Genomic DNA, 25,572 nt, shown 5'->3' on the forward strand with positions numbered 1-25,572 from the left:
CGCCCCTTCGGGCGGGGCGACCGGGACGACCGGGGCGGGTCAGCGTGGTTCGGGGGCGGTGGCGGTGGTGGCCGAGCGCGCGGCGCCGTGGCCGCGCAGCCGGTAGCTCTCGCCCGTCAGCGTGACGATGTCGGCGTGGTGGGCGAGCCGGTCGATCATGGCGAAGGTGACCGGGGTGTCGCCGAACACCTCGGTCCAGCGGGCGAAGGGCTTATCGCTCGTGACGATGACCGAGGCCCGCTCATAGCGGTGGGAGACCAGCCGGAAGAGGAGGCTGGTCTCCTCGGACTCGAAGGGGACATAACCGATCTCGTCGATGATCAGCAGCTCATAGCGGTCGAGCTCGGCCAGCTCCTCGGCGAGCCGCCCGGCGGACTGCGCCTCGGCGAGCCGGGCCGCCCACTCGGCCCCGGTGGCGAACTGCACGTCGTGTCCGGCCTGGCAGGCCCGTACGCCCAGCGCGATGGCCAGATGGGTCTTGCCGGTGCCGGGCGGGCCGAGGAAGAGCGCGTTCTCCCGGGTGGCGACGAAGTCCGTCTTCCCGAGGCGGGCGACGGTCTCCCCGTCGAGAGCGGGCTGCCGCCCCCGGTCGAACTCGTCCAGCCCCTTGCGGGTGGGGAATCCGGCGGCGCGGATCCGGGCCTCGGACCCGGAGGGGTCCTGGCCGCCCCGGCCGCCACGGCCGCTTCCGGGGGTGCGTACGGACTGCGCGGGGACGATCTCCCGCAGAGTGACGGTGCCGGTCGTCGACTCCAGGGGCCCGGCGGACAGTTCGGACAGGATCAGTGGTGCGCCGGGCCGTCCGGGGCGCGGGGCCGGCAGGGGGGAGCTGTGGCCGTGGTGTCCCCTCTCCATCGGGCCCGACATATAGGCGAGGATCGCGGCCGACAGGATGAACGCCATATGGATCACGGTCCCCCAGAGCAGGGAGTGCTGTGAGGTGTGGTCGACGTCCACGAACATCTGGAGCAGATGCACCGAGGAGATGCCCACGATCGCCGTGGCCAGCTTCACCTTCAGCACATTGGAGTTGACGTGCGACAGCCACTCGGGCTGATCCCGGTGGCCCTGGAGACCGATCCGCGAGACGAAGGTCTCGTACCCCCCGACGATCACCATGATCAGCAGGTTGGCGATCATCACCACGTCGACGAGCTTGAGCACCGCGAGCATGACGTGGGTCTCGTTCACATGGCCGCTGACGATGTGCTGGACCAGATGCCACAACTCGTTGAAGAACTTGTAGACATAGACGCCCTGGGCCGCCACCAGGCCGAAGTACAGGGGAGCCTGGAGCCAGCGGGTGGCGAAGAGCGCGTATCCCAGCGAGGGGGCCGCGAGGCTTCTGACATCCGGTTTGGGTGACGCGGGCACGGCGTGACTGAGCAACGCAGCTCCAATGGGGGTGGCGTAACGGCGGACGGGCGCAGCCCGCGTACACGCCTACAACGAACGGCATGGAGAGGCGTCACGGACGGACGGTCCGGACTCCGGCCGAAAACAGTGGTTTCCCTTCCGGCCCGATGGCGGGGATCGGAGTGTTCGATGAGCTGATGAACGATGATGTGATCGGTGGACGACTGCGCGAGCGAATCCGGCGGGACTTCCCGGATGCGGAGACCGCCGAGTACGCGGCCCTGGAACTGCGCTTCCTCGCCGCCGGTCCGGAGCGCTCCTGGCGGGACCCCGAACGGCGAATGGCCTTCCGTACTCGACCGGGCAACGGGCTCCCCGGAACTCTGATCGCACCGATTCAGCCAGGTATACAGTGTGAAAAATCTTGTGACTTCACTAGTGGGGGCTTGGCATGGGACTCTTCGGCAACGCGCATCCGATCGACCCGGCGGCGGCGCAGCAGGACTACGTTCGACTGCTGGGCCATGGCGAGCAGGTGCACGCCGCGTATCTGCTGGTGCGGGACACCATCCTCTTCACCGACCGCCGTCTGATCTTCGTGGACAAGCAGGGGATCACCGGCAAGAAGGTGGAGTACCACTCGATCCCGTACCGGAGCATCACGCACTTCGCCGTGGAGACCGCGGGCACCTTCGATCTCGACGCCGAGCTCAAGATCTGGATCTCCGGCAACTCCGTGCCGATGCAGAAGACGTTCACCAAGGGCGTCGACATCTATGAAGTGCAGGCCATCCTGACGCAGTTCGTCGCGCGCTAGAGGCGCTGGAGGCGCTCGGGCTCGCGGTGGGCCGCCACCGCGCGCCCGATCTCCTCGTCCAGCAGATCGTGGTCGACGGCGATCGCCGCCGCCGAGCCCATTCCGGCCGCCGTGATCACCTGGGCCCGGCGGTCGGCGACATTGCCCACCGCCCACACCCCGGGCACGGAGGTCCGGCCCGACGCGTCGACGACCACCCAGCCGTCGGCGTCCCGGGCACAGCCGAGCGCGGTCAGCGGACCGTCCTGGGGCGTCATGCGCGGCACGACGAAGACCGCGCTGCGGGGCTCCACCCGGCCCCCGGCGAGCTCGACCCCGCGGAGCCGGTCGCCGTCCGCCACCAGCCGTGCGACCCTGCCTCCGGCGATCCGCACCCCCCGGGCGGCCAGCCGCTCGCGCTCCCCGCCGGTCGGCTCCAGGGTGTGCGGGAAGAACACGACATCGTCCGACCAGCGCCGCAGCAGCAGGGCCTGACCGACCGCGCCCGGGTGGGAGCCGAGCACCCCGAGGGGGCGGTCGCGTACCTCGTAGCCGTGGCAGTACGGGCAGTGCAGCACATCCTTGCCCCACCGTTCGCGTACGCCGGGGATGTCCGGCAGCTCGTCATGGAGCCCGGTCGCCATCAGCACCCGGCGGGCCCTGAGGACCGACCCGTCCGCCAGTCCCACCAGAAAGCCGGGGGCGATGTGCTCCACCCGGGCCCGGATCGTCTCCACCCCGTATCCGGCCGCCTCGGCCCGGCCGGTCTCCAGCAGCGCCCCGGGGGACATCCCGTCCCGGGAGAGAAAGCCACGCAGCCGCGCGGCGGGGGCGTTCCTCGGGGCCCCGGCGTCGACGACGGCGACCCGGCGGCGGGCCCGGCCGAGCACCAGGGCGGCGCTGAGGCCGGCCGGGCCCCCGCCGACGATGACGACGTCGTACGGGGCGGCCATGCCTTCTCCCTCTCGGGGGGCGTCCCTTCGGGGGGCGTCCCTTCGGGGGGCGCTGGTCGCCGCCTCGCCGCTCACCGCCTCGCCGCTCGCCGTGCCTGCGTCCACCGTGCCGCCGTCCGCCGTGCTCTGCTCTGTCGCACTGTGCTCTGTCGCGCTCATGGGCGATCACCTCCGCGCTCAGCGTGCGACCGGCATCCCGAAAGCGGCAAACAATGTTGCCGTTTCCGGGACAGGCGAGGTGCAATGGCCCGGTGGAGCACTCACCAGACATCGCCCGGTCCCTGGCCGGGGTCGGCCCCCGGCTCAGGGAGCTGCGCGCCCGGCGCGCGATGACCCTCGCCGCCCTCTCCGACGCCACCGGCATCTCCAAGAGCACCCTCTCCCGGCTGGAGTCCGGCAGCCGCCGCCCCAGCCTGGAGCTGCTGCTGCCGATCTCCCAGACCTATCAGGTCCCGCTGGACGAGCTGATCGACGCTCCCGAGGTCGGCGATCCGCGCGTCCGGCTGACGCCCCGGAGGGTCAACGGCAGCGTCGTGCTGCCGCTGACCCGGCAGCCCGGCCCGCTCCAGGCGTACAAGATGGTCATTCCGGTCACCCGGAGCACTCCCGAGCTCTGCACCCATGAGGGGTACGAGTGGTTCTATGTGCTCGCCGGGCGGCTGCGGCTGGTGCTGTCCGACCGCGATCTGGTGCTGGGCGCAGGGGAGGCTGCCGAGTTCGACACCCGGGTGCCGCACTGGTTCGGCAGCACCGGCGACGGGCCGGTCGAGCTGCTCAGCCTCTTCGGCCGCCAAGGCGAGCGGATGCATGTCCGGGCCAGGCCCGGGGGCGGGTCGCGGAGCGAGGCCGGGGCCGCGACTGAGGACGAGGCCGGGGGCGGGGACGGCAGCTGATCCGGGCGGGCGCCGTCGCCCGGCCGGGCGCGCACGGGATGCCGGGGCGGCTGCTTGACGGCAGGGTGACCTTCAGCGGGACTTCCCACGCCGGCCCCGCCCAGCCCCGCCCGGCCCCGCCCGACCCCGAAGGACGGCCCATGTCCGTGACCCGTTACCGGATTCCCGCCTCCGTCGCCGGCGCCGCGCTGCTGGCCGTCGCCGCCACGGGCTGCTCCGGCCTCGGCCGCACGGCGGTGGGCACCATCATCTACAACACCTCCCAGCGCCACCCTGTCGTGGTGTCGAACCCCCTGGTCAGGGGCTGCCACCGGCTGGCCCCGCCGGGCGCGGTCAACCTGCACAACAACACTCTCGTCGATCTCGTGCTGTATCCGGCGGACGACTGCTCCGGCGGGAACACGGTCTACGTGGCGACGACGACCTCCGATGTCGTCGCGCCGGGCGCGGGCGCCTGGCGGAGCTACACCACGGTCCACTGACCGGCCGTACGGGCGGCGGGAACCGCGTACCGTCCTCGCGCGTTCGCCGGGTGTACCGGGCCGGGCCGGCCCTGTTCGGCTCCGGCCCGTCATGACCCCGGGATCCCGCGAGGACTGCGCATGTTCGACTTCACCGACCCCATCACGACCGAGCGGCTGATACTCCGCCCGTTCGCCGAGCGCGACGAGGAGGACATGCTGGAGTTCGAGTCGCGCGACGATGTGGCCCGCTATCTCTTCAACGAGCCCCGCGACCGCGCGGACAACGCCCGGGAGCTCGCCGTCCGGATGACCCGTACGTCCCTGCGCAAGGAGAAGGACGACCTGGTCGCGGCCGTCGAGCTGGAGGGCAAGGTCATCGGCTATGTGCTGCTCGTCTGGCTGAGCGAGGAGCACCGGCAGGGCGAGTTCGGCTATGTCCTCCACCCCGGCTTCGGGGGCAGGGGGTATGCCACGGAGGCCGCGGTGGAAATGCTCCGCGTCGGCTTCGAGCGCCTGGGGCTGCACCGGATCATCGGCCGCTGCGACCCCCGCAACACCGGTTCCGCCCGGGTCATGGAGCGGCTGGGGATGCGCAAGGAGGCCCATTTCGTGGAGTCCGAGATCTTCAAAGGCGAGTGGGGCGGGGAGCTGCACTACGCCATGCTCGCCTCGGAGTGGCGGGCCGCCCACGGCACGGGCTGAACCACCGGCACGCCGTGGCCGGGCCCGTGAAAGGGCTGCGGGCCCGTGAAAGGCCCCCGGGCCCGCGAAACGCCCCCGGGCCCGGCCACGGCGCTTCACCTTCTGCCCTATGCACGGATGCGCCCTATATAAGTTTCCGTTCAACCTGCCTCCCGGCGTGGGAAGTTGTCCTTTCGCCTGCCCATCCGGCTATCATCACGACATGATTACGGCGCGGTCACCCCTGGGTGTTCTGCGGACCCGGGGATTTCGGCGTCCGCTGCACATCATGTGGCTGACCCTGCTGGCGCTCGGCCTGATGTACGCCCATGGCATCGGCGGCGAGAACTCCGCCCACCATCTGTCCAGCGCCGCATTTTCGAGCATTGATTCCGGCCATTCTCCGACCGGTTCCGGCCGTATCGGAAATCCCGGCGACTTCAGCGCCGGCGGCTTCAGTGCCGGTGACTTCAGTGCCGGTGACTTCAGCGCCGGCGGCGTCGACGGCTTCGGCCCCGCGACCGCCGCCGATCCGGCGCTCCGGTCCGCCCCGGGGGCCCACGAGGGCCATCACCGGGGCGGCTCGGCCCATCCGGTCGAGCAGTGCATGCCGCAACAGCCCCAACTCACCGTCACCCAGCAGGTTCCCGGTTCGGACGGGCTCGGCCAGAGCGACGCGCGCGGCCGGGCGGACCAGCGCCCGGAGCGTTCCGACGCCCGCGACGCCACCTCCGCGCCCGCCTGTCCGAGAGCGACGGGCATTCTCCGGATCTAGGCCCCGGGGTCCGATCCCACGCCGATCGACACCCGTTGAGCCACCCGCCGATCCCGCCTCGCCGATTTCACGCATGCCGACGGCACATAAGTCCGTGTCATGTGTGCCCGCAGGGCCGTATCGGTATCACCCCCGGAAATCCGGACAACCGCACCCCTAAGGTTTCCGGACACTTTCAACGGAATTCTCGACGGCGCACACCCCTGCCTGACTCCGCCCCTTCTCCCCCGGAATACCGGGAGAGAAGGCGATGCCCGGAGGAACCGTGCCGTTTCCCTCTCCTATGTTTTCGGCCATTGCCCATGGGCGAATGCGCACCCTTCTCACCGCCTGCGTTCTCGCCGCCCTGACCGTCACCGCGCTCGGCTGTGCCGCCCATCCACGGCCGACGAGCCATGTCCGCACCGAGACCCCGCCACGGACCACGGGCCAAGTCCACACCGAGGCCCCGCCACGGACCACGGCCGAGACCGTCGGCCACACCGCACCACCGCCCGGCTCCGGCTCCGGCTGCGCCCCGGACTCCCGCGCTCCGAAGGCGGCCCCGGGCAGCGCGGCGCCCCGGGTGCTCCCGCCCGGCGGGCCTCCCGCGCGGGCCCGCACCGGGTCCGCCGCGGACCGGGCGCGGACACCGGCGGCGCGTCTCATCCGGCCGCCGGGGGCCGGACCGCCGAGAACCGGGCGCGTCACCCTCACCGCCGTCTGCCGCTGGCTGATCTAGGCCGTGCGCGCGCCGGGCCCCGCCCCGGCCGCCGTCCGCCTCCCCAGCCACCCCTCACACGAGAGCCGAGACGATGTCCTCTTCTCTGACCGACACCACACCCCCCACCGGCCCGGGGTCCGCGCCCGCCGCGCCCGCCGCCCGGACCACCCGTACCGCCCTGTCCGGCCTGGTCGGCGACACCCCGCTGCTCAGGGTCACCGAGCCCTTCGCCCCGGGCGACCGGGGCTTCTGGGCCAAGCTGGAGGGCTTCAACCCCGGCGGCATCAAGGACCGCCCCGGACTCCATATGGTCGAACGCGCCCGCGCCCGGGGCGACTTGCGGCCCGGCGGCCGGATCATCGAGTCCACCAGCGGCACCCTCGGGCTGGGGCTCGCGCTCGCCGCGATGGTCTACGGCCACCCCGTCACCCTGGTCACCGACCCCGGTCTGGAGATGTCCATGACCCGGCTGCTCACCGCGTACGGAGCCGAGGTCAACGTCGTGTCCGAACCCCACCCGACGGGCGGCTGGCAGCAGGCCCGCCGCGACCGGGTGACCCAGCTGCTGGAGCGGTACCCGGGCTCCTGGTGCCCCGATCAGTACAACAACCCCGACAACACCACCGCGTACACCCCGCTCGCCCTGGAACTCGCCGCCGAACTCGGCCATATCGACGTGCTCGTGTGCAGCGTCGGCACCGGCGGCCACTCGGCGGGGGTCTCCCGGGTGCTGCGCCAGCTCTACCCCCAGCTGAAGCTGGTCGGCGTCGACACCATCGGCTCCACCATTTTCGGCCAGAGCGCCCGCCCCCGGCTGATGCGTGGCCTCGGCTCCAGCATCTATCCCCGCAATGTCGCCTACGACTCTTTCGACGAGGCCCACTGGGTGGCCCCCGCCGAAGCGGTGTGGACCTGCCGGCGGCTCGCGGCCTCGCACTACGCCACGGGCGGCTGGAGCGTGGGAGCGGTCGCCCTGGTCGCGGGCTGGCTCGCCCGGACCCTGCCCGCGGACACCCGGATCGCGGCGATCTTCCCGGACGGGCCGCAGCGCTATCTCGGCACGGTGTACGACGACGACTACTGCGCCGCCCACGGTCTGCTGGACGCGCCGCCCGCCCCGGAGCCCGAGGTCATCGGCCGGGCCGACGAGAAGGAGGTCACCCGCTGGACGCGGTGCGCGACCGTCGTCGACCCGCTGACCCTCCAAGCCGGAGCGGCCACCGCGAAGGACGGGGAGACCACCGCGCAGGACGGAGCGACCGCCGCGCAGGACGGGACGGCGCACAAGGGCAGGGGCCGGTGAAGGGCACGATCTCCCAGCTCCGCACCTACGAGCGGAGCGTCCAGCTCCTGATGGTCCACCAGTTCACCATCAACCTCGGCTTCTACATGCTGATGCCGTATCTGGCCGCGCATCTCTCCGGCGGCCTCGGCCTGGCCGGCTGGGTCGTCGGACTGGTCCTCGGCGTACGGAACTTCAGCCAGCAGGGCATGTTCCTCATCGGCGGCACCCTCGCCGACCGGCTGGGCTACAAACCCCTGATCGTCGCCGGATGTCTGCTGCGCACCGCCGGCTTCGCCGCCCTCGGCTTCGTGGACTCGCTGCCCGCGCTGCTGGCCGCGTCCGCCGCCACCGGACTGGCCGGCGCGCTCTTCAACCCCGCCGTACGGGCCTATCTGGCGGCGGACGCCGGAGAGCGGCGGGTGGAGGCGTTCGCACTGTTCAACGTCTTCTACCAGGCGGGCATTCTGCTCGGCCCGCTGGTGGGAATGGCGCTGACCGGGGTCGACTTCCGGCTCACCTGTCTGGTCGCCGCCGTCGTCTTCGCGGTGCTCAGCATCGTCCAGATCCGCGCCCTGCCCGCCCGCCGGGGCGCGGCCGGGGCCGGGGACCGGCGGGAGAGCGTGCTCACCCAGTGGCGCGGAGTGTTCCGCAACCGGCCGTTCCTGCTGTTCGCGGCGGCCATGACCGGCTCCTATGTGCTGACCTTCCAGGTCTATCTGGCGCTCCCGCTCGATGTGCGGCGGGTGGTCGGGGACGGCGGCTCCGGCACGGCGGCGGTCGCGCTGCTCTTCGCCGTGTCGGGGCTCGCCACGATCCTCTTCCAGACCAGGGTCACCGCCTGGTGCAAGGCCCGGATGGACCCCGGCCGGGCGCTCTCCCTGGGGCTGCTGACGATGGGGGCGGCCTTCACACCGCTCCTGGCGGCGACGGCCCTGCCGGTGCCGGAGGGCGGTACGGGCCGCTGGCTGCTCGCCGCGGCGCCGCCCGCGCTCGCCGCGCTGCTGCTCGCCCTGGGCACCATGATCGCGTACCCGTTCGAGATGGACACCATCGTCCGGCTCTCCGGCGACCGTCTGGTGGCCACCCACTACGGGCTCTACAACACCATCTGCGGCGTGGGCATCACCCTGGGCAATCTGCTCACCGGAGCCGCGCTGGACGCGGCCCGGTCGGCGGGGGCGCCCGCGCTGCCCTGGCTCGCGCTGCTCGCGCTCGGTCTGCTGTGCGCGGCGGCGGTGGCCGGACTGCGCCGTACGGGACGGCTCGACCCGCCCGTACGGTCGCCCGCGCCGGAGCCGGAGACGGCCTGAGGGCCTGAGGGCCTGAGGGCCTGAGGGCCCGGCCGGGAGGGCGACCTCCCGGCCGGGCCCTTCGCGTGAGCGTTTACTCCGGGCGGCCCTGCCAGCCCTGCTCGCGCAGCACTCCGGCCACATCCGGGGCCCGGTAGTGATCGCCCTTGAGGACCTTGCCGTCCGCCCTGAGCACGGGGACTCCGTCCGGGCCCAGTTTGGACATATTGGCCCGGTGCACCTCGGCGATCACGGCGTCCAGATCGATGCCGTGGGCCAGCGCCGTGCCGTAGACGACATAGACGACATCGGCCAGCTCATGCGCCAGGCTGTCGAGCGGCCCGTCGACGGCGACCTCGGCGACCTCGGCGGCCTCCTCGGCGAGCAGCTCCTGACGGTGGGCGGCGAGCCGGGGCGGCAGCCGCACCGGGGTGTCGCGGGCGTCGAGCCCGAAGGCGCGGTGGAACTCGTGGACCAGGGCGGCGGGCGACTGCTGCATCCGTCCGACTGTACGCGTTCCGTTGTACGCGTTCCCCGCCTGCGGAGGCCGGTCACCCGACGCTCGACGAATGCCCGTTCGGTATGACGAGAATCCGATCACTCGATCGCATGAGTCGCGCATGGATCGTTCCGGGCCGGAGCAGACCCCCCTTCGACCGCGCCGCCGAGGCACGCGGCCCGCGGCCTCCGGCCTCTGGCTCACGGCCGCCGGCTGCCAGCCTCCGAAGAGGGAGATTGATCATGAGCATGATTCAGACCGGCAAGGTGGACCTCAGCTCGAACAGCCCGGTGGAGACCGTCGGGGGCAATACCTCGACCTTCACCCGGGTCACCTTCCCCACCCCGTTCCCGGCGGGCTCACAGGTCGTGGTGCTGCCGCTCACCCAGACCTTCAACGGCCCCCAGACCCCCGGCATCCGCATCCATGACGTCAACCCGCAGGGCTTTCTGATCCGGCTCAACGAGGTGCTCGTCAACAACGCCGTGAAGAGCGACGGCACGCACACGACCGAGACGATCGGCTGGCTGGCCACGACCGTATGAGCTCTCGGCGCGGGCGGTCGTCCCCCTGAAGCGGGGGTGTCCGCCCGCGCCCGCGTAACGCCACCGGCGCACCGCTCACCCGAACGGCCGCTCCCGTCACTCCCCTGGCCCGTGGAGCGCGCGGGGGCGGCCCGGCGGATGAACGCTGAGGAGCGACAGCCCCCCTTCTGGAGAAAAGAGAGACCCATGGCTGTGTCGCCCTCCCGCCGTTCGCCGACCCGCCGGCGCATATCCCGGATATCCCGGACATCCCGGATACCCCGTACGGGCGCCGTCTGCCTCGCCCTCGCCTCCACGGCGCTCGCCGCCGCGCCCGCCCTCGCGTCGGACACCACGTCGGCGGACCGCTCCGGCAGTGGGGCCACCAAGCCGACGGTGGTACTGGTGCACGGCGCGTTCGCGGACGCGTCCGGCTGGAACGGCGTGATCGAACGGCTTCAGCACCATGGCTACAACGTCGTCGCACCGGCCAACCCACTGCGCAGCCTGAGCGGCGACTCGGCGTATATCGCCAGCGTGCTCAAGAGCATCGAGGGCCCGATCGTGCTGGCGGGCCACTCCTACGGGGGCGCGGTCATCACGGAGGCGGCTGCCGGGAACCCCAACGTCAAGGCCCTGGTCTACGTCTCGGCCTTCATGCCCGACAAGGGCGAGAACCTGGGCGCGCTCTCCGCGAAGTTCACCGGCAGCGAGCTCCAGCCCGCGCTCCGGCCCGTCCCGTACACGGACGGCACGACCACCGGCAGCGATCTGTACATCAAGAACGCCAGTTTCCACGCCGTCTTCGCCGCCGATCTGGCCGAGGCGCAGACCAAGGTGATGGCGGTCGCGCAGCGGCCCATCGCCGCCGCCTGCTTCGAGCAGGCGGCGACCAAAGCGGCCTGGCGGGACATCCCGTCATGGTTCGTCGTCGCGAAGAACGACAAGGCCATCGCCCCCGATCTGGAGCGCTTCGAGGCCAAGCGCGCCAAGTCGCGCACCATCGAGCTCAACTCCTCGCATGTGGCGATGATGTCCCACCCCGACAAGGTGACCAAGGTGCTCCGGGAGGCCGCTTCCGACACCAAGAGGATCGCGTCCAAGTCGGGCGAGCGGTCCTCTCTGGCGGACACCGGATCGCGCGGCGACGCCCTCGCGGGTCTCGGCGGACTGGCGGGCGCGGCGCTGCTCGCGGGCGCGGCCCTGGTGGTGAACGGCCGCAGGCGGCGCGGCGCCCGGGACTGACCCCGTACAGCTCCCGGTACTGACCCCGGTACAGCTCCCTGATCGACCCCGGCATGGACGAGCGGGCCAAGCGCCACCGCGCCTGGCCCGCTCTCCCGTGCCCATCGCCCGTGCCCGGAGGCCCCTGGGCTCTGGCCTTCCCGCCCCCGTTCCGAATGTAACGAGGCGTCACCCGCTACTGGGCGGTCGGCGTCGGCGCGTTCCAGTCGACGAGCTGGACGATGACGCCGTTGGGGTCGCGCACCTGGAAGGCGCGCTCGCCCCACTCCTCGTCGGTCAGCGGCATGGTGATGGCGACTCCCTCCTTCTGGAGACGGGCGAGCTCGCCTTCCAGGTCGTCGACGACGAAAGCGAGGATCAGCCCGCTCGCGTGGTCGTCGCGCTGGTCGGCGGGCAGGCTGCTCAGACCCCGGCGCAGAAAGACGACGTTCATCCCGGCGTCCTCGCGGGTGAGCGAGGCGAAGCCGTCGGCCGCCATCTCCTCGGTGAAGCCGAAGTGTTCGACGAGGAAGGCGCTGGACGCGGCGACATCCTCGACGTTCAGCGACACGGCACTGGAGGTGATCTTCAAGGGCGCTCCTGGGGAAGGTATGGAAGCTGACTCCGTACGACGTACAAAGTACAATGTACTGCGTACAGAGTAAAGCGGCGGAGGAGAATGAATCCGTGACGACCGAACGAACGAGTACCGGAGACCCCGCGCGCACCCTGCGACTGCTCTGGCGGGAGACCGTGGGCGAGCCCAAGCGGGGGCCCCGGCGCGGGCTGAGCGTCGACGCGGTGGTGGACGCGGCGACCGCGCTCGCCGATGCCGAGGGCCTGACCGCGCTGACGATGCGCCGGGTGGCGCAGGCGCTCGGCGTGGTCCCCATGACGCTGTACACCTATGTCCCGGGCAAGGCCGAGCTGCTCGATCTGATGCTGGACGCCGCGTACGCCCGGATGCCCCGCGACGACATCGCCGCGCGGCCCTGGCGGGAGCGGGTGCGGACCGTCGCCGACGGGAACATGGCGCTCTTCGAGACCCACCCGTGGGCGGCCGATGTCTCCACCACCCGTCCGCTGCTGGGTCCGGGGCAGATGGCGAAGTACGAGTACGAGCTGTCCGCGCTCGACGGCCTCGGGCTCGACGACGTGGCCATGGACGACTGCCTCACCTATGTGCTCGGCTTCGCCCAGTCCTGCGCACGGGCGGCGGCGGACGCGCGCGCGGTCGAACGCGACAGCGCCATGAGCGAGCGGGAGTGGTGGGAGGCGAACGCGCCGCTGCTGGCCCGGGTCCTCGACCCGGCGGCCTACCCCACGGCGTCGCGGGTGGGCGCGGCGGCGGGGGCCGCCCACGGCAGCGCGTACAGCCCCCGCCACGCGTACGCCTTCGGGCTGGCGCGGGTGCTCGACGCGCTGGCCGCGCTCATCGGGGACCGTGCGCCGGTGGAGCGACCGTCCTCCTGAGCCCACGCCCTCCTGAACCCTCTGCCCCGTACGGAGTACACCGGCGTGCGCCCGGCCCCGGCCGCTCTTTGACTGGGGTCGGGGACGCGGGGACGCGGGGACTCGGGGGCTGACGAGCATGAGGAGGCGGACGGCTTGGCCGGAGACCGGAGGACAGTACGGCGATGGGCCATGGGCGCGGGGATCGCGCTGACCGTGGCGGTGACAGGCTGCTCCAACGGCGGCAACGCGTCGGGCATCGCCTCCGGCGTCGCGTCCAAAGCGGCGTCCGCGGTGTCGTCGGCGGGCACGAGAATCGGCGGCGCGGCCTCATCGGCCGCCGCCCAGGCCCCCGCCGCGGTCGCGTCGGCGAGCGCCGCCGCCCAGGCGAAGCTCGCCGCCGTGAAGGGCGGGGTGAACGCCAAGGGCGAAGTGCGGCTCGGCTCCCTGAAGGAGGAGAGCGACGGCCGCCGGACGGTGGAGGTCACCGCGGCCAACAAGGCCGACGCGGCGAAATCCTTCGCCGTCCAGGTCAACTTCCGGGACGGCGGCGGGAATCTGCTGGACACCGTGGTGGTGACCGTCGCGGACGTGGCCGCCGGGAAGTCCGGCACCGCGACGGCGCGCAGCAACAGCACGCTGGCGGGCGAGGTGAAGACCGAGGTGGGCCGGGCCCTGCGGTACTGAACGGGGCCGGCCGGGCCCGGGTCCTTGGCCGACGCTCCGTCAGGCCGTCCGCCGCTCCCGGGTCCGCCACAGCCCGGCGCCCGACGCCAGCACCACCACCGCCGTGCCCACCTGCGCCCAGATACGCGCGGCCCCTTCGAGACCGGCGAACGAGCTGAGGTAGGCATTGCCGGCGAGAGCGACGGTGAACAGCAGCCAGAGCGCGGGCCTCATAGGAGACATCTCCTGGGTTCTCGGTGGGGGTGGTGGGGCGGTGTGTCGTGGTGACGGGTACCAGCCTGCCCGAGACCGGTCCCCGCCACAGCGGTGCTCCCTCCCCGGTCCGGGGTGTAGCCCGCTACACCACGGACCGGGGCCCGGGGAGCACGGTCGCCTAGCATGACCGGATGCGCGCGGCGGTCCGGGAGGCGGGGAGAGCGACGGTCCATCTGCTGACCGGGGCCGGAGTCGCCCTGCTCTGCCATCTGATGCTCGGGTTCCTGATGGTCACCGCCGTGCTGACCGCGGCCGTCTTCGGAGCCGCCGTACTGCCCGAGGCCGTGCTCACCCTGCGCCGGCTCGCCGGGCTGGAGCGCCGCCGCGCCGCTGCCTGGTCCGGCCAGCCGGTCCCGGAGGCGTACGAACCGCTGACCGGGACGCTCCGGGAACGGATCCGTACGGCGGTGCACGACCCCGGCAGCAAACGGGATCTGATCTGGGGCGGGGCACAGCTGCTCTACGGCATGGTCCTGCTGTACGCCGCCCTGATCCTGTGGGGCCCGGCGCTGCTCGTGGACGGCTTCTGGTGCGGACTCGCGGGCCGCCGGCCCGTACTGCTGCCGCTGATCGGACGCCTCGCCGATGTGGGGGCCGGCTGGTCGCGCACCCTGCTGTTGCCCTCGCCGGAGGCCCGGCTGGCCGAGCGCATCGAACAGCTGACGGTGACCCGGGCGGACGCGGTCGCCGCGCACGGCGCCGAACTGCGCCGGATCGAACGCGATCTGCACGACGGCGCACAGGCCCATCTGGTCGCCCTCTCCATGCGGCTCGGCCTCGCCCGCCGCGCCTACGGCAAGGACCCGGAGACCGCGCTGCGGCTCCTGGACCAGGCCCAGGACCAGGCGGAGTCGGCCCTCACCGAGCTGCGCCATGTCGTGCGCGGCATCCATCCGCCGATCCTCACCGACCGGGGGCTGGCCGGTGCGGTCCGGGCGCTGGCGGCGAGCAGCGGGCTCGATGTGGCGGTGGAGACGGGCGGCGCGGAGGACGGCCCGCGCGCTCCCGCCGCGGTGGAGGCCGCCGCGTACTTCGTCGTCGCGGAGACCCTGACCAACGCGGCCAAGCACAGCGGCGCCCGCCGCGCGGCGGTGGAGCTCGGGCGTGCCCCGGGACGGCTGCGCATAGCGGTACGGGACGAGGGGTGCGGCGGTGCGGAGGAGGGGCGGGGCTCCGGGCTGCTGGGGATACGGCGGAGAGTGGCCGCGCTGGATGGGACCGTGACGGTGGCGAGCCCCGCCGGGGGGCCGACCGTGATCGAAGTGGAGCTGCCGTGCGCGTGGTGATCGCCGAGGACAACGCCCTGTTGCGGGAGGGGCTGATCCTGCTGCTGACCTCGGCGGGTCATGAGGTGGCGGGGGTGGCGGCGACGGGCCCCGAGGTGCTGCCGCTGCTGCTGGAGCACCGGCCCGATGTCGCCGTCCTCGATGTCCGGATGCCGCCCGGCTTCCGCGACGAGGGCCTGCGCGCGGCGCTGGCGGCCCGTAAGGAACTGCCGGAGCTGCCGGTGCTGGTGCTCTCGCAGTACGTGGAGGAGACCTACGCGGCCGAGCTGCTGGGCGGCGGCGCGCAGGGCGTCGGCTATCTGCTGAAGGACCGCATCGGCCGGGTGGACGAGTTCCTCGACGCCTTGGACCGGGTGGCGGCCGGGGGCACGGCCCTGGACCCGGAGGTGGTCACCGAGCTGATGTCCCGCCGCCTCGACGACCCGCTCCGGGCGCTGACTCCGCGCGAGCGGGAGGTGCTGGGGCTGATGGCGCAGGGTCACGGCAACGCGACGATCGCGGAGTCGCTGGTGGTCACGGAGCGTTCGGTGCACAAGCACATCGGCAACGTCTTCGCGAAGCTGGGCCTGCCGCCGAGCGACAGCGGCCACCGCCGGGTGCTGGCGGTGCTGGCGTACCTCAACGCCTGAGCCGGGGACCACGCATGGCGCTCTGTCGGCTCAGTCCGTTTCGGCTTGGGTGCGCCGGGCGTACGCGCGGGCGGCTCGGGCGCGGTCGCCGCAGCGGGTCGAGCACCAGTGGCGGCGGCCGTGGCGCAGGAGGTAGCGGTTGCAGGGGGCGGAGCCGCAGGCGGTGAGGCGTTCGGCGGCGGGGCCGGTGAGGAGGTCGGCGGCTGACAGCCGCCTTCACCGCCGCCGGACTGGCCGACCGCCTGGACCCGGGCGACCGGGGCTGACCGGCCCGGCCGGCCGGTCGCCGAACAGGTCCCGGGCGCGCTGTCCCGGGACATCGGCTCTGTCACAGCGGGGGCACCGTCGCGGGCGGGTCAGTAACCGCAGCGGCCCGGCCCCGCGACAGGATCGCCGGGGGCCGGGCCTGGTCCATACGTTCAGTGGACCGCTCTCACGGGCCTGCGGGCCGCCCGCGTCTTCACCCTCGGGCGGCGTTCTCGCGCGCTGCTCCGGGAGATCAGCGGATCACACCCAGACGTAGAGGTCGAACAGGCCGCCGGCGTTCCGTTCGCACTTCGCCCTACCCGCGTAGGAGTCCCGCAGCGCATAGCACTGCGATCGCGGGAACTCGCCGATGTATTCCCAGGCTGTGGCTCCTGACGGTGCCAGGGGGGCGGGTGCGGCACCGGCTGTGCCCGAAGTCGTGGCGGCTGAGGCTCCTGTCGCGGCCATCAAGACGACGGCCGCGCTGGCGACGAGTGTCGTGAAGGCCCGATTCGCTGCTGTGCGCATGGTGTCTCCTTTTCCTGGGGTCTGCTGAGGCCCGTCCTGCGACAGAGGACGCTCAGCGGGAAGTGATGTTCTGACGAACAGAATTCACTCAGCTCTACAGGGATATCGACTCGCTTCGGCCTGCCCCGAAACGAGGGCGTGACGTGCACGCATGAATCTCTTCTTATCTGGGTGAATATGGTGAACTGGGCTCGCACTGAGCCGTGTGGGAGAAATGAGTTGCAGGAACCCGGCCAACGGTGACGTCTCCCTGCGCCGTGGCGAACAGGTGGGCCGACCAGGCACCACAAAGACTGTCGGCCTTCGACAGGCCGAGACAACGTCAACCGCCCGTCCCGGACAGGCCCGGGCTGTCCGGGCTGGTCAGAACCTTGTCCGGATTGCGTCCCGGACAGCCCTTGGCTCAGCGACGGTGTGGCCATGGGCCATGGGTGGGAAAGTCCCCGAAGTGATCGCGTCGACAGCGGGCATGTGTCCTCACACCACCGGCACATAGCCCGAATAGAACGGCAGTTCGTCGAACCGAGGGCCCTCGCCGTGCGTGCTCCAGTGCGTCCCCCGAAAAGGAGCCCAGCATGACATCCGAGCTCATCGACCTCACCCCGTCGGCCACCGGCATCGAGACAGATCTTCACCAGGAGTTCGCCGCGGCCCGGAAGGCGGGCCCCCTGGTTCCGGCGGTGCTGCTGGGCCTGCCGGGGTGGGTCGCGACCGGGCAGGAAGTCGCCCGTGACCTGTTCACCGATCCACGGCTCAGCAGCAACCCCCGCCTGGCCGCCCCTCATCTGAAGGAAATCGCGCCCTGGGCGTTCGCTCAGATAACCGCGGGTTTCGCCCCCAGCATGCTGAGCAGCGACCCGCCGGACCACAATCGGTTACGCCGGCTCGTGAGCAGCGCGTTCACCACACGACGGGTCGAGGCGCTGCGCCCGCGGACCCAGGAGATCTGTGACGAGCTGCTGGCCCGGATGCTGCCGCACGGCCATGCCGATCTCATCGAGGACTTCGCCGTCGAACTGCCGCTGAGGGTCATCATGGAACTGCTGGGCGTGCCTGTCGAGGACCGCCACAGCTTCCGCGAATGGTCGGTCGTAGCGGTCTCCGACCCCGAGGATCCCGCGAGGACGCTCGCCGCTCTGGCCTCCATCCACGGCTATCTCGATGATCTGATCTCCCGTAAGAGCGCCGAAGCAGCCCGGGGCACGGCGGGCGGCGAGCACGAGCAGGATCTGCTCACCGCTCTCATCGCCGCCCGTGACGAGGGCGGCCGTCTCAATGCGGCCGAGTTGCTCTCCATGACCTTTCTGCTGCTGCTCGCCGGGCACGAGACCACGACCAACCTCATCGGCAATGGCACCCTGATGCTGCTGCGCGACCCCGTACTGCTGCGCACCCTGCGCGACGATCCCTCGCTGACCGGGGCGAGCATCGAGGAGTTCATCCGGCTGGACTCCCCCGTCGCCGTCGCCGCTCTCCGGTTCGCGACCGAGGAGATACGCATGGGTGATGCGGTGGTGGCCCCCGGCGAGGTGGTCTTCATCGCCACCGGCGCCACCGGACGCGACCCGGACGTCTACCTGGACCCCGATGTCCCCGACGTCCACCGTGAGCCCGCCCGCCACCTCGGGTTCGGCCACGGCATCCACTTCTGCATCGGGGCGGCGCTCGCCCGGATGGAGGCGGACATCGCGTTCCGCGGTCTGCTCTCCGCCTGCGACGACCTCGCACTCGGCGTCCCCGAGGAGGATCTGCGCTGGCGCCGCAGCCCCCATATACGCGGTCTGCGGAACCTGCCGGTGGTCTTCAGCCCCAGACCCTGAGACCAGGGCCGGGTGCGGGCAGAGGGATTCGCCCCGGCTGCGGGCGCTGGGCGAAGACCGGGAACCCGACCGCCGGACACCACCGCACGCCCGGACGGGCTTCTCCGTACGGATCCGGAGCGCCGACCCAGGAGGCGGCCCGCCCACTGGCCTGCCCGGCAGGGCTCAGGCGCGGGCCCGCAGGCTCGCGCGGGCCGGCAGGAGGACGCCCGCGAAGGCGGTCAGCGTCGTCGCGGCGGCGATCGCCGCGAGGTGGGGGGCCGGGAGGTACGGCAGGGTGTCCGCCGCCGTGAGGGAGAAGGCCGTCAGGGGGACCAGGGCGACCGCCGCGCCCACTATGAGGCCCGTGAGCGTCACCGCCGTCGCCTCCGCTCGGAGCATCCAGCGCAGCTGGCCACGGCCCGCGCCCACCCGGCGCAGCAGGGCGAACTCTCCCCGGCGGCCGGTGGTGATGAGCGCCAGCGTGGTCAGTACGGTGACGGCGGTCAGAGCGCCGATCGACGCCACCGCCACCAGCGAGAGCGCCGCGCCCGCCCGGTGGTCCTCCGAGGTGAGCCGCTCGGGCGGCGGCGAGCCGTCCACCCGTACCCCGGCGAGCCGCGCGATGTGCGTCCGTACCGCCGCCGGGTCCGCGCCCCGCTCCGGCGAGATCAGCACCCGGGACGGCAGCGGCGACGACATATGGCGGGACAGCTCCGCGCGGGAGAACAGGAAGTCGCCGAGCGCCAGCGCGTTCCGGTAGACCGCCGCCACCTTCAGCCGGCGCTCCGCCCCGTCGCCCATCCGCAGCGTCACCGCCGACCCCGGGCCGATCCCCAGCGCGTCCGCCCGGTCCTCGCCCACGGCCACCGTCCCCCGCCCGCGCAGCGCGTCGAGGCTCCCGGCCGTCACCCCCGGGTCCAGGGTGCGGGTCAGCCCCCGCGGGGTGACCCCGAGCACCGGCAGCCGCTCCAGCCGGGGCGTGCCCAGGTCGCTCCCGGCCAGCACCACCGTGCTGCGCAGCACATCCGTCGCCACCGCCACCCCCGGCACGCCGCCCAGCCGCGCCGCGTCCGCGCCGGTCGCCGCGAACCCGGCCCGGAAGGCGCGTTCCGCCTGGAGGTCGCCCGCGCGCTGTACGGTCGCACCGGCCGAGAGCTGCACCCCCGCGAACGCCGTCATCAGCACCAGCGGGGTGATCGCCGCCCCGAATCTCGCCGCGTTCGCCGTGCTCGCGGCGGCGGCCAGCCGTCCCGCCGGGCCGCCCGCGCGGCGCAGCGGGCCGCCGAGCACCCGCAGCGCCCCGGCGGCGATCCACGGTCCGAGCAGCGCACAGCCCACGACCATCGTCACCGCCGCCGTGCTCACCGCCATCGCGGCGGCCTGACCGCTCTGAACCATCGCGCCGCCCGCCGCGCCCACCCCTCCGACGAGCAGTACGAGACCGGTGATCCGGCGGCCGTTCCCGGGCCGGGCCGCTCCGCCGCTCTCACCGGGCCGCGCGAACGGCACCACCAGCCGCGCCACGCCCACCGTCAGCCCGGCGGTCAGGACCGTCGCCGGGAAGAGCCACCACGGCGCGGGCAGCACCAGCCCCTCCGGGAGCACCCCGCGAGACCTCAGCCACGCCCGCAGCGCCAGCTGCGCGGGGATCGCGGCCACCGCTCCGAGCAGGGCCGCCACGGCCGCCACCCGGATCACCTCCCGGCCGACGACGGCCCGGATCCGACGCGGGGTCGCCCCGACCGAGCGCAGCAGCGCCAGTTCCGGCGCGCGCTGCCGCAGCGCCTGCGCGACCAGCGAGCCGATGACGAGCACGGAGATCATCAGGACCGTTCCGCTGACGGCGGCGAACATCTCCACGGTGCTCCGGCGCGCGGCGGCGGCAGCGAGATGCTCGGCCGCGCCCCGCCCCTCTCCGGTGTACGCCCGCACCGGCCGGCCCGCCGCGACATCCCGTACCCCTGCCCGGTCCAGCGCCCGCCGCACCCGGGAGTGCGCTTCGGCGGCGGAGACGCCGGGTTCGGCCAGCACGCCGATCGCGGCCACGGAGCCGGGGCGGCCGGCCAGCCGCCGCGCCTCGGCCGCGGCGAACCAGAGGTGCGCCGGGCCCGTCGCGGTGCCGGTGACCCGGTACGCGCGTACGCCCCCGTCGCCGGCGCGCACCAGCATCCGTCCGCCGACCCGGGTCCCCAGTCCGGCCCCCACCACGACCTCGCCCGCGCCGCGCGGCGCACGGCCCGCGGTCAGCTCATGGGGCGCGAGCCGGGCGGCGGCCCAGGGCCGGCCGTCGGCGGTACGCCCCGGCGCACCGCCCCCGCCCCGCTCCACGCGCACCGGGAACACCTCGTCCGCGATCGCGTCCCGCACCCCCGGGACCGCGCGCAGCACCGCCGCCGTGCGCTCCGGCAGCCGTACCCGCTCGGTGAGCGCGGCGTGCGCCGTCTCGGTCCCGCCGCCCAGCTGCTCCATGGTGTGACGGGTGCTCTGGTCGCCCGCGACCACCACGTCGGCGGCGGCGTACCGCTCGGTCCCGGCGTGTCCGAGCGCCGCCGATCCGATCGTCAGGGCGCTCGCGCCCAGCAGCGCCGAGGTGAGGGCGACGGCGGTGAAGACCGCGGCCCACGCCGTGCGGTGGGCGCGCAGAAAACGGGCCGACAGCAGCTGTACGGCGTTCACCGGCGCTCCCCGAGGGTACGCAGCATCCGGCGGATTCCGGCGGCGTCCGGGCTGCCGATCCGGCCCGCGACCCTGCCCCGGTCCAGGAAGAGCACCTCGTCGGCCCATTCGGCGGCCAGCGGGTCATGGGTGACCAGCACCACCGCCCGCCCCTCCTGGTCGGCCGCGCGGCGCAGCAGCGCCAGCACCGTCCGGGCGGTCTCCGGGTCGAGCGCGGCGGTCGGCTCGTCCGCGAAGATCACCTCGGGGCGGGTGACCAGCGCCCGTGCCACCGCGACCCGTTGGCGCTGGCCGCCGGAGAGATGCGCGGGGGCGTCCTGGGCGCGGTCGGCGAGGCCCACGGAGGCTAGCGCGGCCAGCGCCCGTCCGTCGTCCGGGACGCCCGCGAGCAGCAGCGGCAGCGCCGCGTTCTCCAGCACGCTCAGCGAGGGCACCAGATTGAGGGACTGGAACACGAACCCGACCCGGTCGCGCCGCAGCCGGGTCAGCGCGGCCTCCCCGAGTCCGGCGAGAGCACTCGACCCGATGCACACGGTCCCCGTCGTGGGCCGGTCGAGGCCCGCGGCGCACTGAAGCAGCGTCGACTTGCCGGATCCGGAGCGGCCCATCACTGCGAGGAAGCGGCCGTGCGGCACGGTCAGGCTCACCCCGTCGAGCGCGACCGGGCCATCGCCGTTTCCGTCTCCGTCTCCATAGACCCGGCCGACCCCGTCGAGGGTCAGCGCCGCCGCAGGGGCGGCCACCGCCTCCGGGGCCGCTCCGCCACGCCGTGACAACCTGAACATCCCTGCGCCCCTCCGGTGATGACCAGCGCCGATCGCTGCACCGGCAACGCTAGGAAGTTCCAGGGGCGGGTCCCAGACAGCGGGCTACCGTCCCGGTGGTGGAGCGGGCTCCACCACCGGGCGTCGCGGGGCGCTCCCCCGGTGATCCTGGGCGGGACTCTCGAAGCCGCGCTCAGCGGGTGACTGGGGCTCTGTGCTGGGCTGTTACGGGCCGGTGCGGAGTCTTACGGGCTATGGAACCGCCGCCGTACGGGCGGGGACCCCCGCGTGCGCGGGGCCGACGAAGAGCTGAAGCAACTGAACGACCCGTTCGGGGGACCATCCCCGCGTGCGCGGGGCCGACTCGCGGGCCGCCTCTGATGCGTACGCGCCGGTCGGACCATCCCCGCGTGCGCGGGGCCGACGGGCGGACCGATGGTTGTACCACGGTCCGCCCCGGACCATCCCCGCGTGCGCGGGGCCGGCATGGGGGTTGTTCTGTATTCGTGTTCGCGGCCGGGACCATCCCCGCGTGCGCGGGGCCGACCGCGGTACGGACTGCCCGTTCTGCTGCCCGCGGGGACCATCCCCGCGTGCGCGGGGCCGACACTTCCTGACCTGCGCGTTTACATCGTGGAGTAGCGGTTTTCATTCACTTGCGAGCGGTCGGGCATCGAGGTCTCCCGGGGCGAAGAGGTGCCAGGCGCAGCCTGATGGACGGCGGAGTCGGTGGGGCTCAGGGCCGTGCTCTACAGCTCGGCGGACTGAGCGAGGACGACCAGTCCGGCGAACGCGTCGGCGGAGACCATCAGGACCGGTCCGGTCGGACACTTGCTGTCCCGGACGGGGACGACGCCGGTAGTGGACACGGTCGCGGGGGCCCACTCGACGCAGTTGCCCCCCTGCTGACTGTATGACGACTTGAACCATCGAGGGGAATCGGTCGTCACAGGAGTCCCTTTCGAATCTGGTTGATCACGGCCACGGATGCCGCTTGAGACGTTGCTTCGGCCTGTAGCTGATGGTAGGCGGTCAACATGGGCAGTACGAAAGCACAGCGAAATCACACGCCGCCGGGATTGCAGGCGGAGCATGCGACGCTGAAGGGCTCCTTCTCCGAGTGCACGATCACGATCACGCGGAGGCCGTGGCAGGTGTTGCACGCCGCATTGCCGCGATGGCGGGCAGTGTGCTGTGCCTCTGCGGTGAAGTGGCGAATCATCCCTTCGTACTCGGGGTTGACCCACTCGCTGACGTTCTCGCCTTCGCCGCTGCTCATTCTCGCCCCCTCTTTCTGGACTGATCGTCACTGTACGGCGGTTGGGGCCTACTCCTGCACGCTCCCGCCGCAGGCTCCAAAGGAGATGTCCTTCATCTTCCCCGTGTTGGGTTCCTTGTAGATGATCCGGCCGAGGCCCCCACAGGTGCCGCAGTTGGCCATGAGCCTGCCCTCGTTCCGTGATGGATGGTTCTCCGGGTGCTGGAACGGACCACCCCCGCGTGCGCGGGGCCCACAGCAAACGCCTCGGTCAGGCCACGAGCGCCACCGGACCACCCCCGCGTGCGCGGGGCCCACTGCTGCGCCGGGCTGGCGTCGCGGAAGCGGGGGGGGACCACCCCCGCGTGCGCGGGGCCCACCCCCACACTGGAAAGGACTGATCGTGAGGACTCGGACCACCCCCGCGTGCGCGGGGCCCACGGGCGAGGGTCGCGTTGAGGTTCGTGTCCGCTGGGACCACCCCCGCGTGCGCGGGGCCCACCCCTCGGGCAGCGGCTCCCCGGCGAGGAGAGCCGGACCACCCCCGCGTGCGCGGGGCCCACTAAAGCCGGATCGGGGAAAGTCCTCGGCTCGCAGGACCACCCCCGCGTGCGCGGGGCCCACCTGGGAGGACAGGAGAGCGGACTGTCTGAACGCGGACCACCCCCGCGTGCGCGGGGCCCACGGTGGCGGCGTGATCCAGCACATGAACCTGATCGGACCACCCCCGCGTGCGCGGGGCCCACCCTTCCTGAACTGCGCATTCACATCGCGGAGTAGCGGTTTTCATTCACTTGCGAGCAGTCGGGCATCGAGGTCTCGTGCTGTCCGTGACGAGTGACATAAGCCCCGCCGACTCCGGGGAATTGGAATCGGCGAGACTCGGGGCCGTGAGGTTCTACAGCTCGGCAGACCGGGCGAGGGCGACGAGTCCAGCGAACGCGTCGCCGGAGAGCATCAGGACCGGGCCGGTCGGGCGCTTGCTGTCCCGGACGGGGACGACACCGGTGGTGGGTGCGTGCTCGGGGGCCCACTCGACGCACGCCCCGCCGTTCTGAGTGCTGTAAGAGGACTTGACCCACCGCATCGGGGGGGCGTTGGTCTTGGCCATCACAAGATGCCCTTTCGTAGCTGTTCGATCATGGCAACGGACTCTGCCTGGGAGGCTGCTCCGATTTGCAGCTGATGGTAGTTCTTCACCAACGGCAGTACGGATGACAGCCCACGGTCTAGATTCCCCTGCGTCTGCGACTCGACGTAGGACATCAGGGAACGATCAGGCAACGTCAGGAGGTAGACCAACCGGATGAACGGTTTCCGCTCCGCCATGGAGTACGGAGCGATCTGAAGCGAGGTGTTCGACTGTCCGGCGAACTCGACCAACCGCGCCAACTGGGCATCCATGATGGCGGGTCCGCCGATGGGGTTACGGATGCAGCTCTCGTCCAGTACCGCGAAGATCAGCGGTGGTGGCGTTCGGACGAGGGTGGATTGCTGCTCTATCAGGAACTCGACTCGTTCAGACGCCTGGTCGGATGTGATGTCACCTCGCTGTACCGCGCTGTCCGCCAACACGTTTGCGTACTCCTGTGTCTGGAGCACTCCGGGGATAATTCCCGATTCAAAAAGCCGGATCTCTGCCGCACGGCTCTGGTACCCGACGTACTCCGGGTAGCCCTCCAATAGCGAACCGTTGTGCATCTCATGCCACTGGCGTTCGAACGTATCTACCGTCCCCACCAGCCCAAAGACCACATCGGCAGCTTTCGCGAAGCGCAAGGAAGATGACTTGCGCGTAGTTTCAACGCCCGAAATATGCCCGCTTGAAACGCCCATGCGTGTGGACAGAGCCTCCTGCGTCCAGCCATGCGCTTCGCGTGATCTGCGAATACGTGCCCCGAACGCCGCTTGTGGCGATGCTTCCGGGTTCAAATCCTTGCGATTCACCATCCGACCCCCAACCGTCCTGCCCTACAGGCCACGTTGATTGAGTTCTGACTCTAGGCCACTCTGAATGCCCTCGGTGGTGGAACGGCTACGGAGAGGAGTGGTCGGTGTCTAGCAAGAATGTTCGCCCGAAGCAGCAGAACCTCCCGCCTGCCCACGGTGCGGTCATGCTGACCGCAGAGGTGCGGGTCGTTGAGCGTCCCAATGAACGTCTGCGGTGGGTTTCCGTGGATCCGGTCGGCGGATGGTCGCCGGTATCACGGTCCCTGGTCCAGGGTGTGTTGACCGGGCTGGAGAGCTACCGGAGACGCCTCGCCGCCGGAGGCGAGCGCGCGGCGGCTCCATCTCCGTCTCCGGCCCCTGCGCCCGAGCCCGCGCCTGTTCGTGGGTGCCGGATCTGCGTCGCGCATGCGCGGCTGCGCCGGAGTTCGCGCGAACTGGGCCGCGCCGGCCGGGTCGAGCACTGTGACGAGATGATCCGGCGGCACCCGCACCGGCCGGGGGAGGCGACATGAACGACGTTCTCGCGGTCGGGTCTCTCGCGTATGACACCCGTACGAAGCGTGTGGGGGAGGTCATGGAGGAGTACGGGACGCGGTA

26 protein-coding genes, 2 pseudogenes and 2 CRISPR repeat arrays are annotated in these 25,572 nt (G+C 72.0%); of the genes and pseudogenes, 15 read left to right on the forward strand and 13 right to left on the reverse strand.

From position 1 onward, the window contains the following. Nucleotides 1–39: 39 nt before the first annotated feature. Nucleotides 40–1,374, reverse strand: coding sequence for an IS21-like element helper ATPase IstB (istB, locus tag FF041_RS22945; protein WP_323392437.1), 1,335 nt, complete (start codon nucleotides 1,372–1,374; stop codon nucleotides 40–42). Nucleotides 1,375–1,807: 433 nt separating this feature from the next. Here istB and FF041_RS22950 point away from each other — a divergent pair, with 433 nt between their 5' ends. Continuing rightward, complete coding sequence (locus FF041_RS22950) at nucleotides 1,808–2,173, forward strand: PH domain-containing protein (protein WP_153486017.1); 366 nt, start codon at nucleotides 1,808–1,810, stop codon at nucleotides 2,171–2,173. Here FF041_RS22950 and FF041_RS22955 read toward each other — a convergent pair. Beyond that, nucleotides 2,170–3,105 (reverse strand): NAD(P)/FAD-dependent oxidoreductase, encoded by a 936-nt coding sequence (locus FF041_RS22955; protein ID WP_153524618.1) that lies wholly within the window; start codon nucleotides 3,103–3,105, stop codon nucleotides 2,170–2,172. The genes FF041_RS22950 and FF041_RS22955 overlap by 4 nt on opposite strands. 251 nt (nucleotides 3,106–3,356) lie before the next feature. On the opposite strand from FF041_RS22955, the gene FF041_RS22960 reads away from it, so the two are divergent. The 7 genes from FF041_RS22960 (at nucleotide 3,357) to FF041_RS22990 (ending at nucleotide 9,216) form a co-directional block, all read left to right on the forward strand. Then, nucleotides 3,357–3,998: a helix-turn-helix domain-containing protein gene (locus tag FF041_RS22960; protein WP_323392439.1), complete on the forward strand. Its 642-nt coding sequence runs from the start codon at nucleotides 3,357–3,359 to the stop codon at nucleotides 3,996–3,998. 140 nt (nucleotides 3,999–4,138) lie between these two features. Then, on the forward strand, nucleotides 4,139–4,480 hold the full coding sequence (locus FF041_RS22965) for a hypothetical protein (protein WP_153524555.1): 342 nt from the start codon (nucleotides 4,139–4,141) through the stop codon (nucleotides 4,478–4,480). A gap of 120 nt (nucleotides 4,481–4,600) precedes the next feature. Further along, nucleotides 4,601–5,164: a GNAT family N-acetyltransferase gene (locus tag FF041_RS22970; protein WP_153524556.1), complete on the forward strand. Its 564-nt coding sequence runs from the start codon at nucleotides 4,601–4,603 to the stop codon at nucleotides 5,162–5,164. A 109-nt stretch (nucleotides 5,165–5,273) separates the two neighbouring features. Further along, nucleotides 5,274–5,918 (forward strand): hypothetical protein, encoded by a 645-nt coding sequence (locus FF041_RS22975; RefSeq protein WP_153524557.1) that lies wholly within the window; start codon nucleotides 5,274–5,276, stop codon nucleotides 5,916–5,918. Nucleotides 5,919–6,228: 310 nt separating this feature from the next. Continuing rightward, nucleotides 6,229–6,639 (forward strand): hypothetical protein, encoded by a 411-nt coding sequence (locus FF041_RS22980; RefSeq protein ID WP_153524558.1) that lies wholly within the window; start codon nucleotides 6,229–6,231, stop codon nucleotides 6,637–6,639. Between the two features lie 73 nt (nucleotides 6,640–6,712). Continuing rightward, nucleotides 6,713–7,924, forward strand: coding sequence for a PLP-dependent cysteine synthase family protein (locus tag FF041_RS22985; protein ID WP_228388539.1), 1,212 nt, complete (start codon nucleotides 6,713–6,715; stop codon nucleotides 7,922–7,924). Further along, nucleotides 7,921–9,216, forward strand: coding sequence for an MFS transporter (locus FF041_RS22990; protein ID WP_323392443.1), 1,296 nt, complete (start codon nucleotides 7,921–7,923; stop codon nucleotides 9,214–9,216). The genes FF041_RS22985 and FF041_RS22990 overlap by 4 nt, the downstream gene beginning before the upstream one ends. Before the next feature lie 73 nt (nucleotides 9,217–9,289). On the opposite strand, the gene FF041_RS22995 is transcribed toward FF041_RS22990, so the two are convergent. Beyond that, the gene (locus FF041_RS22995; RefSeq protein WP_153524559.1) at nucleotides 9,290–9,694 is read right to left on the reverse strand and encodes a pyrophosphohydrolase domain-containing protein; all 405 of its coding nucleotides are present in this window, start codon (nucleotides 9,692–9,694) and stop codon (nucleotides 9,290–9,292) included. Between the two features lie 242 nt (nucleotides 9,695–9,936). Here FF041_RS22995 and FF041_RS23000 point away from each other — a divergent pair, with 242 nt between their 5' ends. After that, nucleotides 9,937–10,239, forward strand: coding sequence for a hypothetical protein (locus FF041_RS23000; RefSeq protein ID WP_153524560.1), 303 nt, complete (start codon nucleotides 9,937–9,939; stop codon nucleotides 10,237–10,239). Nucleotides 10,240–10,425: 186 nt separating this feature from the next. Beyond that, nucleotides 10,426–11,463: an alpha/beta fold hydrolase gene (locus tag FF041_RS23005; RefSeq protein WP_153524561.1), complete on the forward strand. Its 1,038-nt coding sequence runs from the start codon at nucleotides 10,426–10,428 to the stop codon at nucleotides 11,461–11,463. Between the two features lie 175 nt (nucleotides 11,464–11,638). Here FF041_RS23005 and FF041_RS23010 read toward each other — a convergent pair whose 3' ends face one another. Then, nucleotides 11,639–12,034, reverse strand: coding sequence for a VOC family protein (locus tag FF041_RS23010; protein WP_153485536.1), 396 nt, complete (start codon nucleotides 12,032–12,034; stop codon nucleotides 11,639–11,641). A 95-nt stretch (nucleotides 12,035–12,129) separates the two neighbouring features. Between FF041_RS23010 and FF041_RS23015 the strand changes: the two genes are divergently transcribed. Both FF041_RS23015 and FF041_RS23020 read left to right on the forward strand, forming a co-directional pair. Further along, the gene (locus FF041_RS23015) at nucleotides 12,130–12,915 is read left to right on the forward strand and encodes a TetR/AcrR family transcriptional regulator (RefSeq protein ID WP_323392445.1); all 786 of its coding nucleotides are present in this window, start codon (nucleotides 12,130–12,132) and stop codon (nucleotides 12,913–12,915) included. 135 nt (nucleotides 12,916–13,050) lie between these two features. Continuing rightward, nucleotides 13,051–13,581, forward strand: coding sequence for a hypothetical protein (locus FF041_RS23020; protein WP_228388540.1), 531 nt, complete (start codon nucleotides 13,051–13,053; stop codon nucleotides 13,579–13,581). Nucleotides 13,582–13,620: 39 nt separating this feature from the next. Here the strand turns inward: FF041_RS23020 and FF041_RS38070 are convergent, their stop codons facing one another. After that, nucleotides 13,621–13,794, reverse strand: coding sequence for a hypothetical protein (locus FF041_RS38070; protein WP_194292132.1), 174 nt, complete (start codon nucleotides 13,792–13,794; stop codon nucleotides 13,621–13,623). 173 nt (nucleotides 13,795–13,967) lie between these two features. Between FF041_RS38070 and FF041_RS23025 the strand changes: the two genes are divergently transcribed. Together FF041_RS23025 and FF041_RS23030 are read left to right on the forward strand one after the other, a co-directional pair. Continuing rightward, a complete protein-coding gene (locus FF041_RS23025) occupies nucleotides 13,968–15,122 on the forward strand; it encodes a sensor histidine kinase (RefSeq protein ID WP_153524564.1) in 1,155 nt (384 codons plus the stop codon). Continuing rightward, nucleotides 15,110–15,751, forward strand: coding sequence for a response regulator transcription factor (locus tag FF041_RS23030; protein WP_323392447.1), 642 nt, complete (start codon nucleotides 15,110–15,112; stop codon nucleotides 15,749–15,751). The genes FF041_RS23025 and FF041_RS23030 overlap by 13 nt, the downstream gene beginning before the upstream one ends. Before the next feature lie 30 nt (nucleotides 15,752–15,781). Here the strand turns inward: FF041_RS23030 and FF041_RS23035 are convergent. Then, nucleotides 15,782–15,955: pseudogene (locus FF041_RS23035) on the reverse strand (CGNR zinc finger domain-containing protein); the annotation flags it as partial. Between the two features lie 1,145 nt (nucleotides 15,956–17,100). On the opposite strand from FF041_RS23035, the gene FF041_RS23040 reads away from it, so the two are divergent. Continuing rightward, a complete protein-coding gene (locus FF041_RS23040; RefSeq protein ID WP_153524565.1) occupies nucleotides 17,101–18,345 on the forward strand; it encodes a cytochrome P450 family protein in 1,245 nt (414 codons plus the stop codon). Between the two features lie 165 nt (nucleotides 18,346–18,510). Here the strand turns inward: FF041_RS23040 and FF041_RS23045 are convergent, their stop codons facing one another. From FF041_RS23045 to FF041_RS23070, 7 genes and pseudogenes are all read right to left on the reverse strand, one after another. Next, nucleotides 18,511–21,003: an ABC transporter permease gene (locus tag FF041_RS23045; protein ID WP_323392449.1), complete on the reverse strand. Its 2,493-nt coding sequence runs from the start codon at nucleotides 21,001–21,003 to the stop codon at nucleotides 18,511–18,513. Next, nucleotides 21,000–21,788 carry an ABC transporter ATP-binding protein gene (locus tag FF041_RS23050; RefSeq protein WP_153524567.1) on the reverse strand — a complete coding sequence of 263 codons (789 nt, stop codon included), beginning with the start codon at nucleotides 21,786–21,788 and terminating at the stop codon, nucleotides 21,000–21,002. Before FF041_RS23050 ends, FF041_RS23045 begins: the two co-directional genes overlap by 4 nt. 254 nt (nucleotides 21,789–22,042) lie before the next feature. Continuing rightward, a CRISPR array of direct repeats spans nucleotides 22,043–22,376; the repeat unit is 28 nt. Nucleotides 22,377–22,516: 140 nt separating this feature from the next. Beyond that, nucleotides 22,517–22,717 (reverse strand): DUF397 domain-containing protein, encoded by a 201-nt coding sequence (locus tag FF041_RS39255; RefSeq protein WP_323392450.1) that lies wholly within the window; start codon nucleotides 22,715–22,717, stop codon nucleotides 22,517–22,519. Beyond that, nucleotides 22,714–22,815, reverse strand: a pseudogene (locus tag FF041_RS39260) (DNA-binding protein); the annotation flags it as partial. The pseudogene FF041_RS39260 and the gene FF041_RS39255, both read right to left, overlap by 4 nt. 15 nt (nucleotides 22,816–22,830) lie before the next feature. Continuing rightward, the gene (locus FF041_RS23060) at nucleotides 22,831–23,046 is read right to left on the reverse strand and encodes a hypothetical protein (RefSeq protein ID WP_153524569.1); all 216 of its coding nucleotides are present in this window, start codon (nucleotides 23,044–23,046) and stop codon (nucleotides 22,831–22,833) included. Between the two features lie 208 nt (nucleotides 23,047–23,254). Beyond that, nucleotides 23,255–23,771: a CRISPR direct-repeat array (repeat unit 28 nt; unit sequence GGACCACCCCCGCGTGCGCGGGGCCCAC). Nucleotides 23,772–23,923: 152 nt separating this feature from the next. Continuing rightward, nucleotides 23,924–24,136 carry a DUF397 domain-containing protein gene (locus FF041_RS23065; protein ID WP_153524570.1) on the reverse strand — a complete coding sequence of 71 codons (213 nt, stop codon included), beginning with the start codon at nucleotides 24,134–24,136 and terminating at the stop codon, nucleotides 23,924–23,926. Continuing rightward, on the reverse strand, nucleotides 24,136–24,975 hold the full coding sequence (locus FF041_RS23070) for a helix-turn-helix domain-containing protein (RefSeq protein ID WP_153524571.1): 840 nt from the start codon (nucleotides 24,973–24,975) through the stop codon (nucleotides 24,136–24,138). Before FF041_RS23070 ends, FF041_RS23065 begins: the two co-directional genes overlap by 1 nt. Between the last annotated feature and the right edge of the window lie 597 nt (nucleotides 24,976–25,572).

The organism is Streptomyces jumonjinensis (assembly GCF_009600885.1).
Taxonomy (GTDB): domain Bacteria; phylum Actinomycetota; class Actinomycetes; order Streptomycetales; family Streptomycetaceae; genus Streptomyces; species Streptomyces jumonjinensis.

Excerpts from the sequence above, each read along its gene's own strand:
- FF041_RS22950 (WP_153486017.1), top strand. The coding sequence starts at position 1,808 with ATGGGACTCTTCGGCAACGCGCATCCGATCGACCCGGCGGCGGCGCAG.
- FF041_RS22955 (WP_153524618.1), bottom strand. The coding sequence starts at position 3,105 with ATGGCCGCCCCGTACGACGTCGTCATCGTCGGCGGGGGCCCGGCCGGC.
- FF041_RS22965 (WP_153524555.1), top strand. The coding sequence starts at position 4,139 with ATGTCCGTGACCCGTTACCGGATTCCCGCCTCCGTCGCCGGCGCCGCG.
- FF041_RS22970 (WP_153524556.1), top strand. The coding sequence starts at position 4,601 with ATGTTCGACTTCACCGACCCCATCACGACCGAGCGGCTGATACTCCGC.
- FF041_RS22975 (WP_153524557.1), top strand. The coding sequence starts at position 5,274 with ATGCACGGATGCGCCCTATATAAGTTTCCGTTCAACCTGCCTCCCGGC.
- FF041_RS22980 (WP_153524558.1), top strand. The coding sequence starts at position 6,229 with ATGCGCACCCTTCTCACCGCCTGCGTTCTCGCCGCCCTGACCGTCACC.
- FF041_RS22985 (WP_228388539.1), top strand. The coding sequence starts at position 6,713 with ATGTCCTCTTCTCTGACCGACACCACACCCCCCACCGGCCCGGGGTCC.
- FF041_RS22995 (WP_153524559.1), bottom strand. The coding sequence starts at position 9,694 with ATGCAGCAGTCGCCCGCCGCCCTGGTCCACGAGTTCCACCGCGCCTTC.
- FF041_RS23000 (WP_153524560.1), top strand. The coding sequence starts at position 9,937 with ATGAGCATGATTCAGACCGGCAAGGTGGACCTCAGCTCGAACAGCCCG.
- FF041_RS23005 (WP_153524561.1), top strand. The coding sequence starts at position 10,426 with ATGGCTGTGTCGCCCTCCCGCCGTTCGCCGACCCGCCGGCGCATATCC.
- FF041_RS38070 (WP_194292132.1), bottom strand. The coding sequence starts at position 13,794 with ATGAGGCCCGCGCTCTGGCTGCTGTTCACCGTCGCTCTCGCCGGCAAT.
- FF041_RS23025 (WP_153524564.1), top strand. The coding sequence starts at position 13,968 with ATGCGCGCGGCGGTCCGGGAGGCGGGGAGAGCGACGGTCCATCTGCTG.
- FF041_RS23040 (WP_153524565.1), top strand. The coding sequence starts at position 17,101 with ATGACATCCGAGCTCATCGACCTCACCCCGTCGGCCACCGGCATCGAG.
- FF041_RS23050 (WP_153524567.1), bottom strand. The coding sequence starts at position 21,788 with ATGTTCAGGTTGTCACGGCGTGGCGGAGCGGCCCCGGAGGCGGTGGCC.
- FF041_RS23060 (WP_153524569.1), bottom strand. The coding sequence starts at position 23,046 with ATGAGCAGCGGCGAAGGCGAGAACGTCAGCGAGTGGGTCAACCCCGAG.
- FF041_RS23065 (WP_153524570.1), bottom strand. The coding sequence starts at position 24,136 with ATGGCCAAGACCAACGCCCCCCCGATGCGGTGGGTCAAGTCCTCTTAC.
- FF041_RS23070 (WP_153524571.1), bottom strand. The coding sequence starts at position 24,975 with ATGGTGAATCGCAAGGATTTGAACCCGGAAGCATCGCCACAAGCGGCG.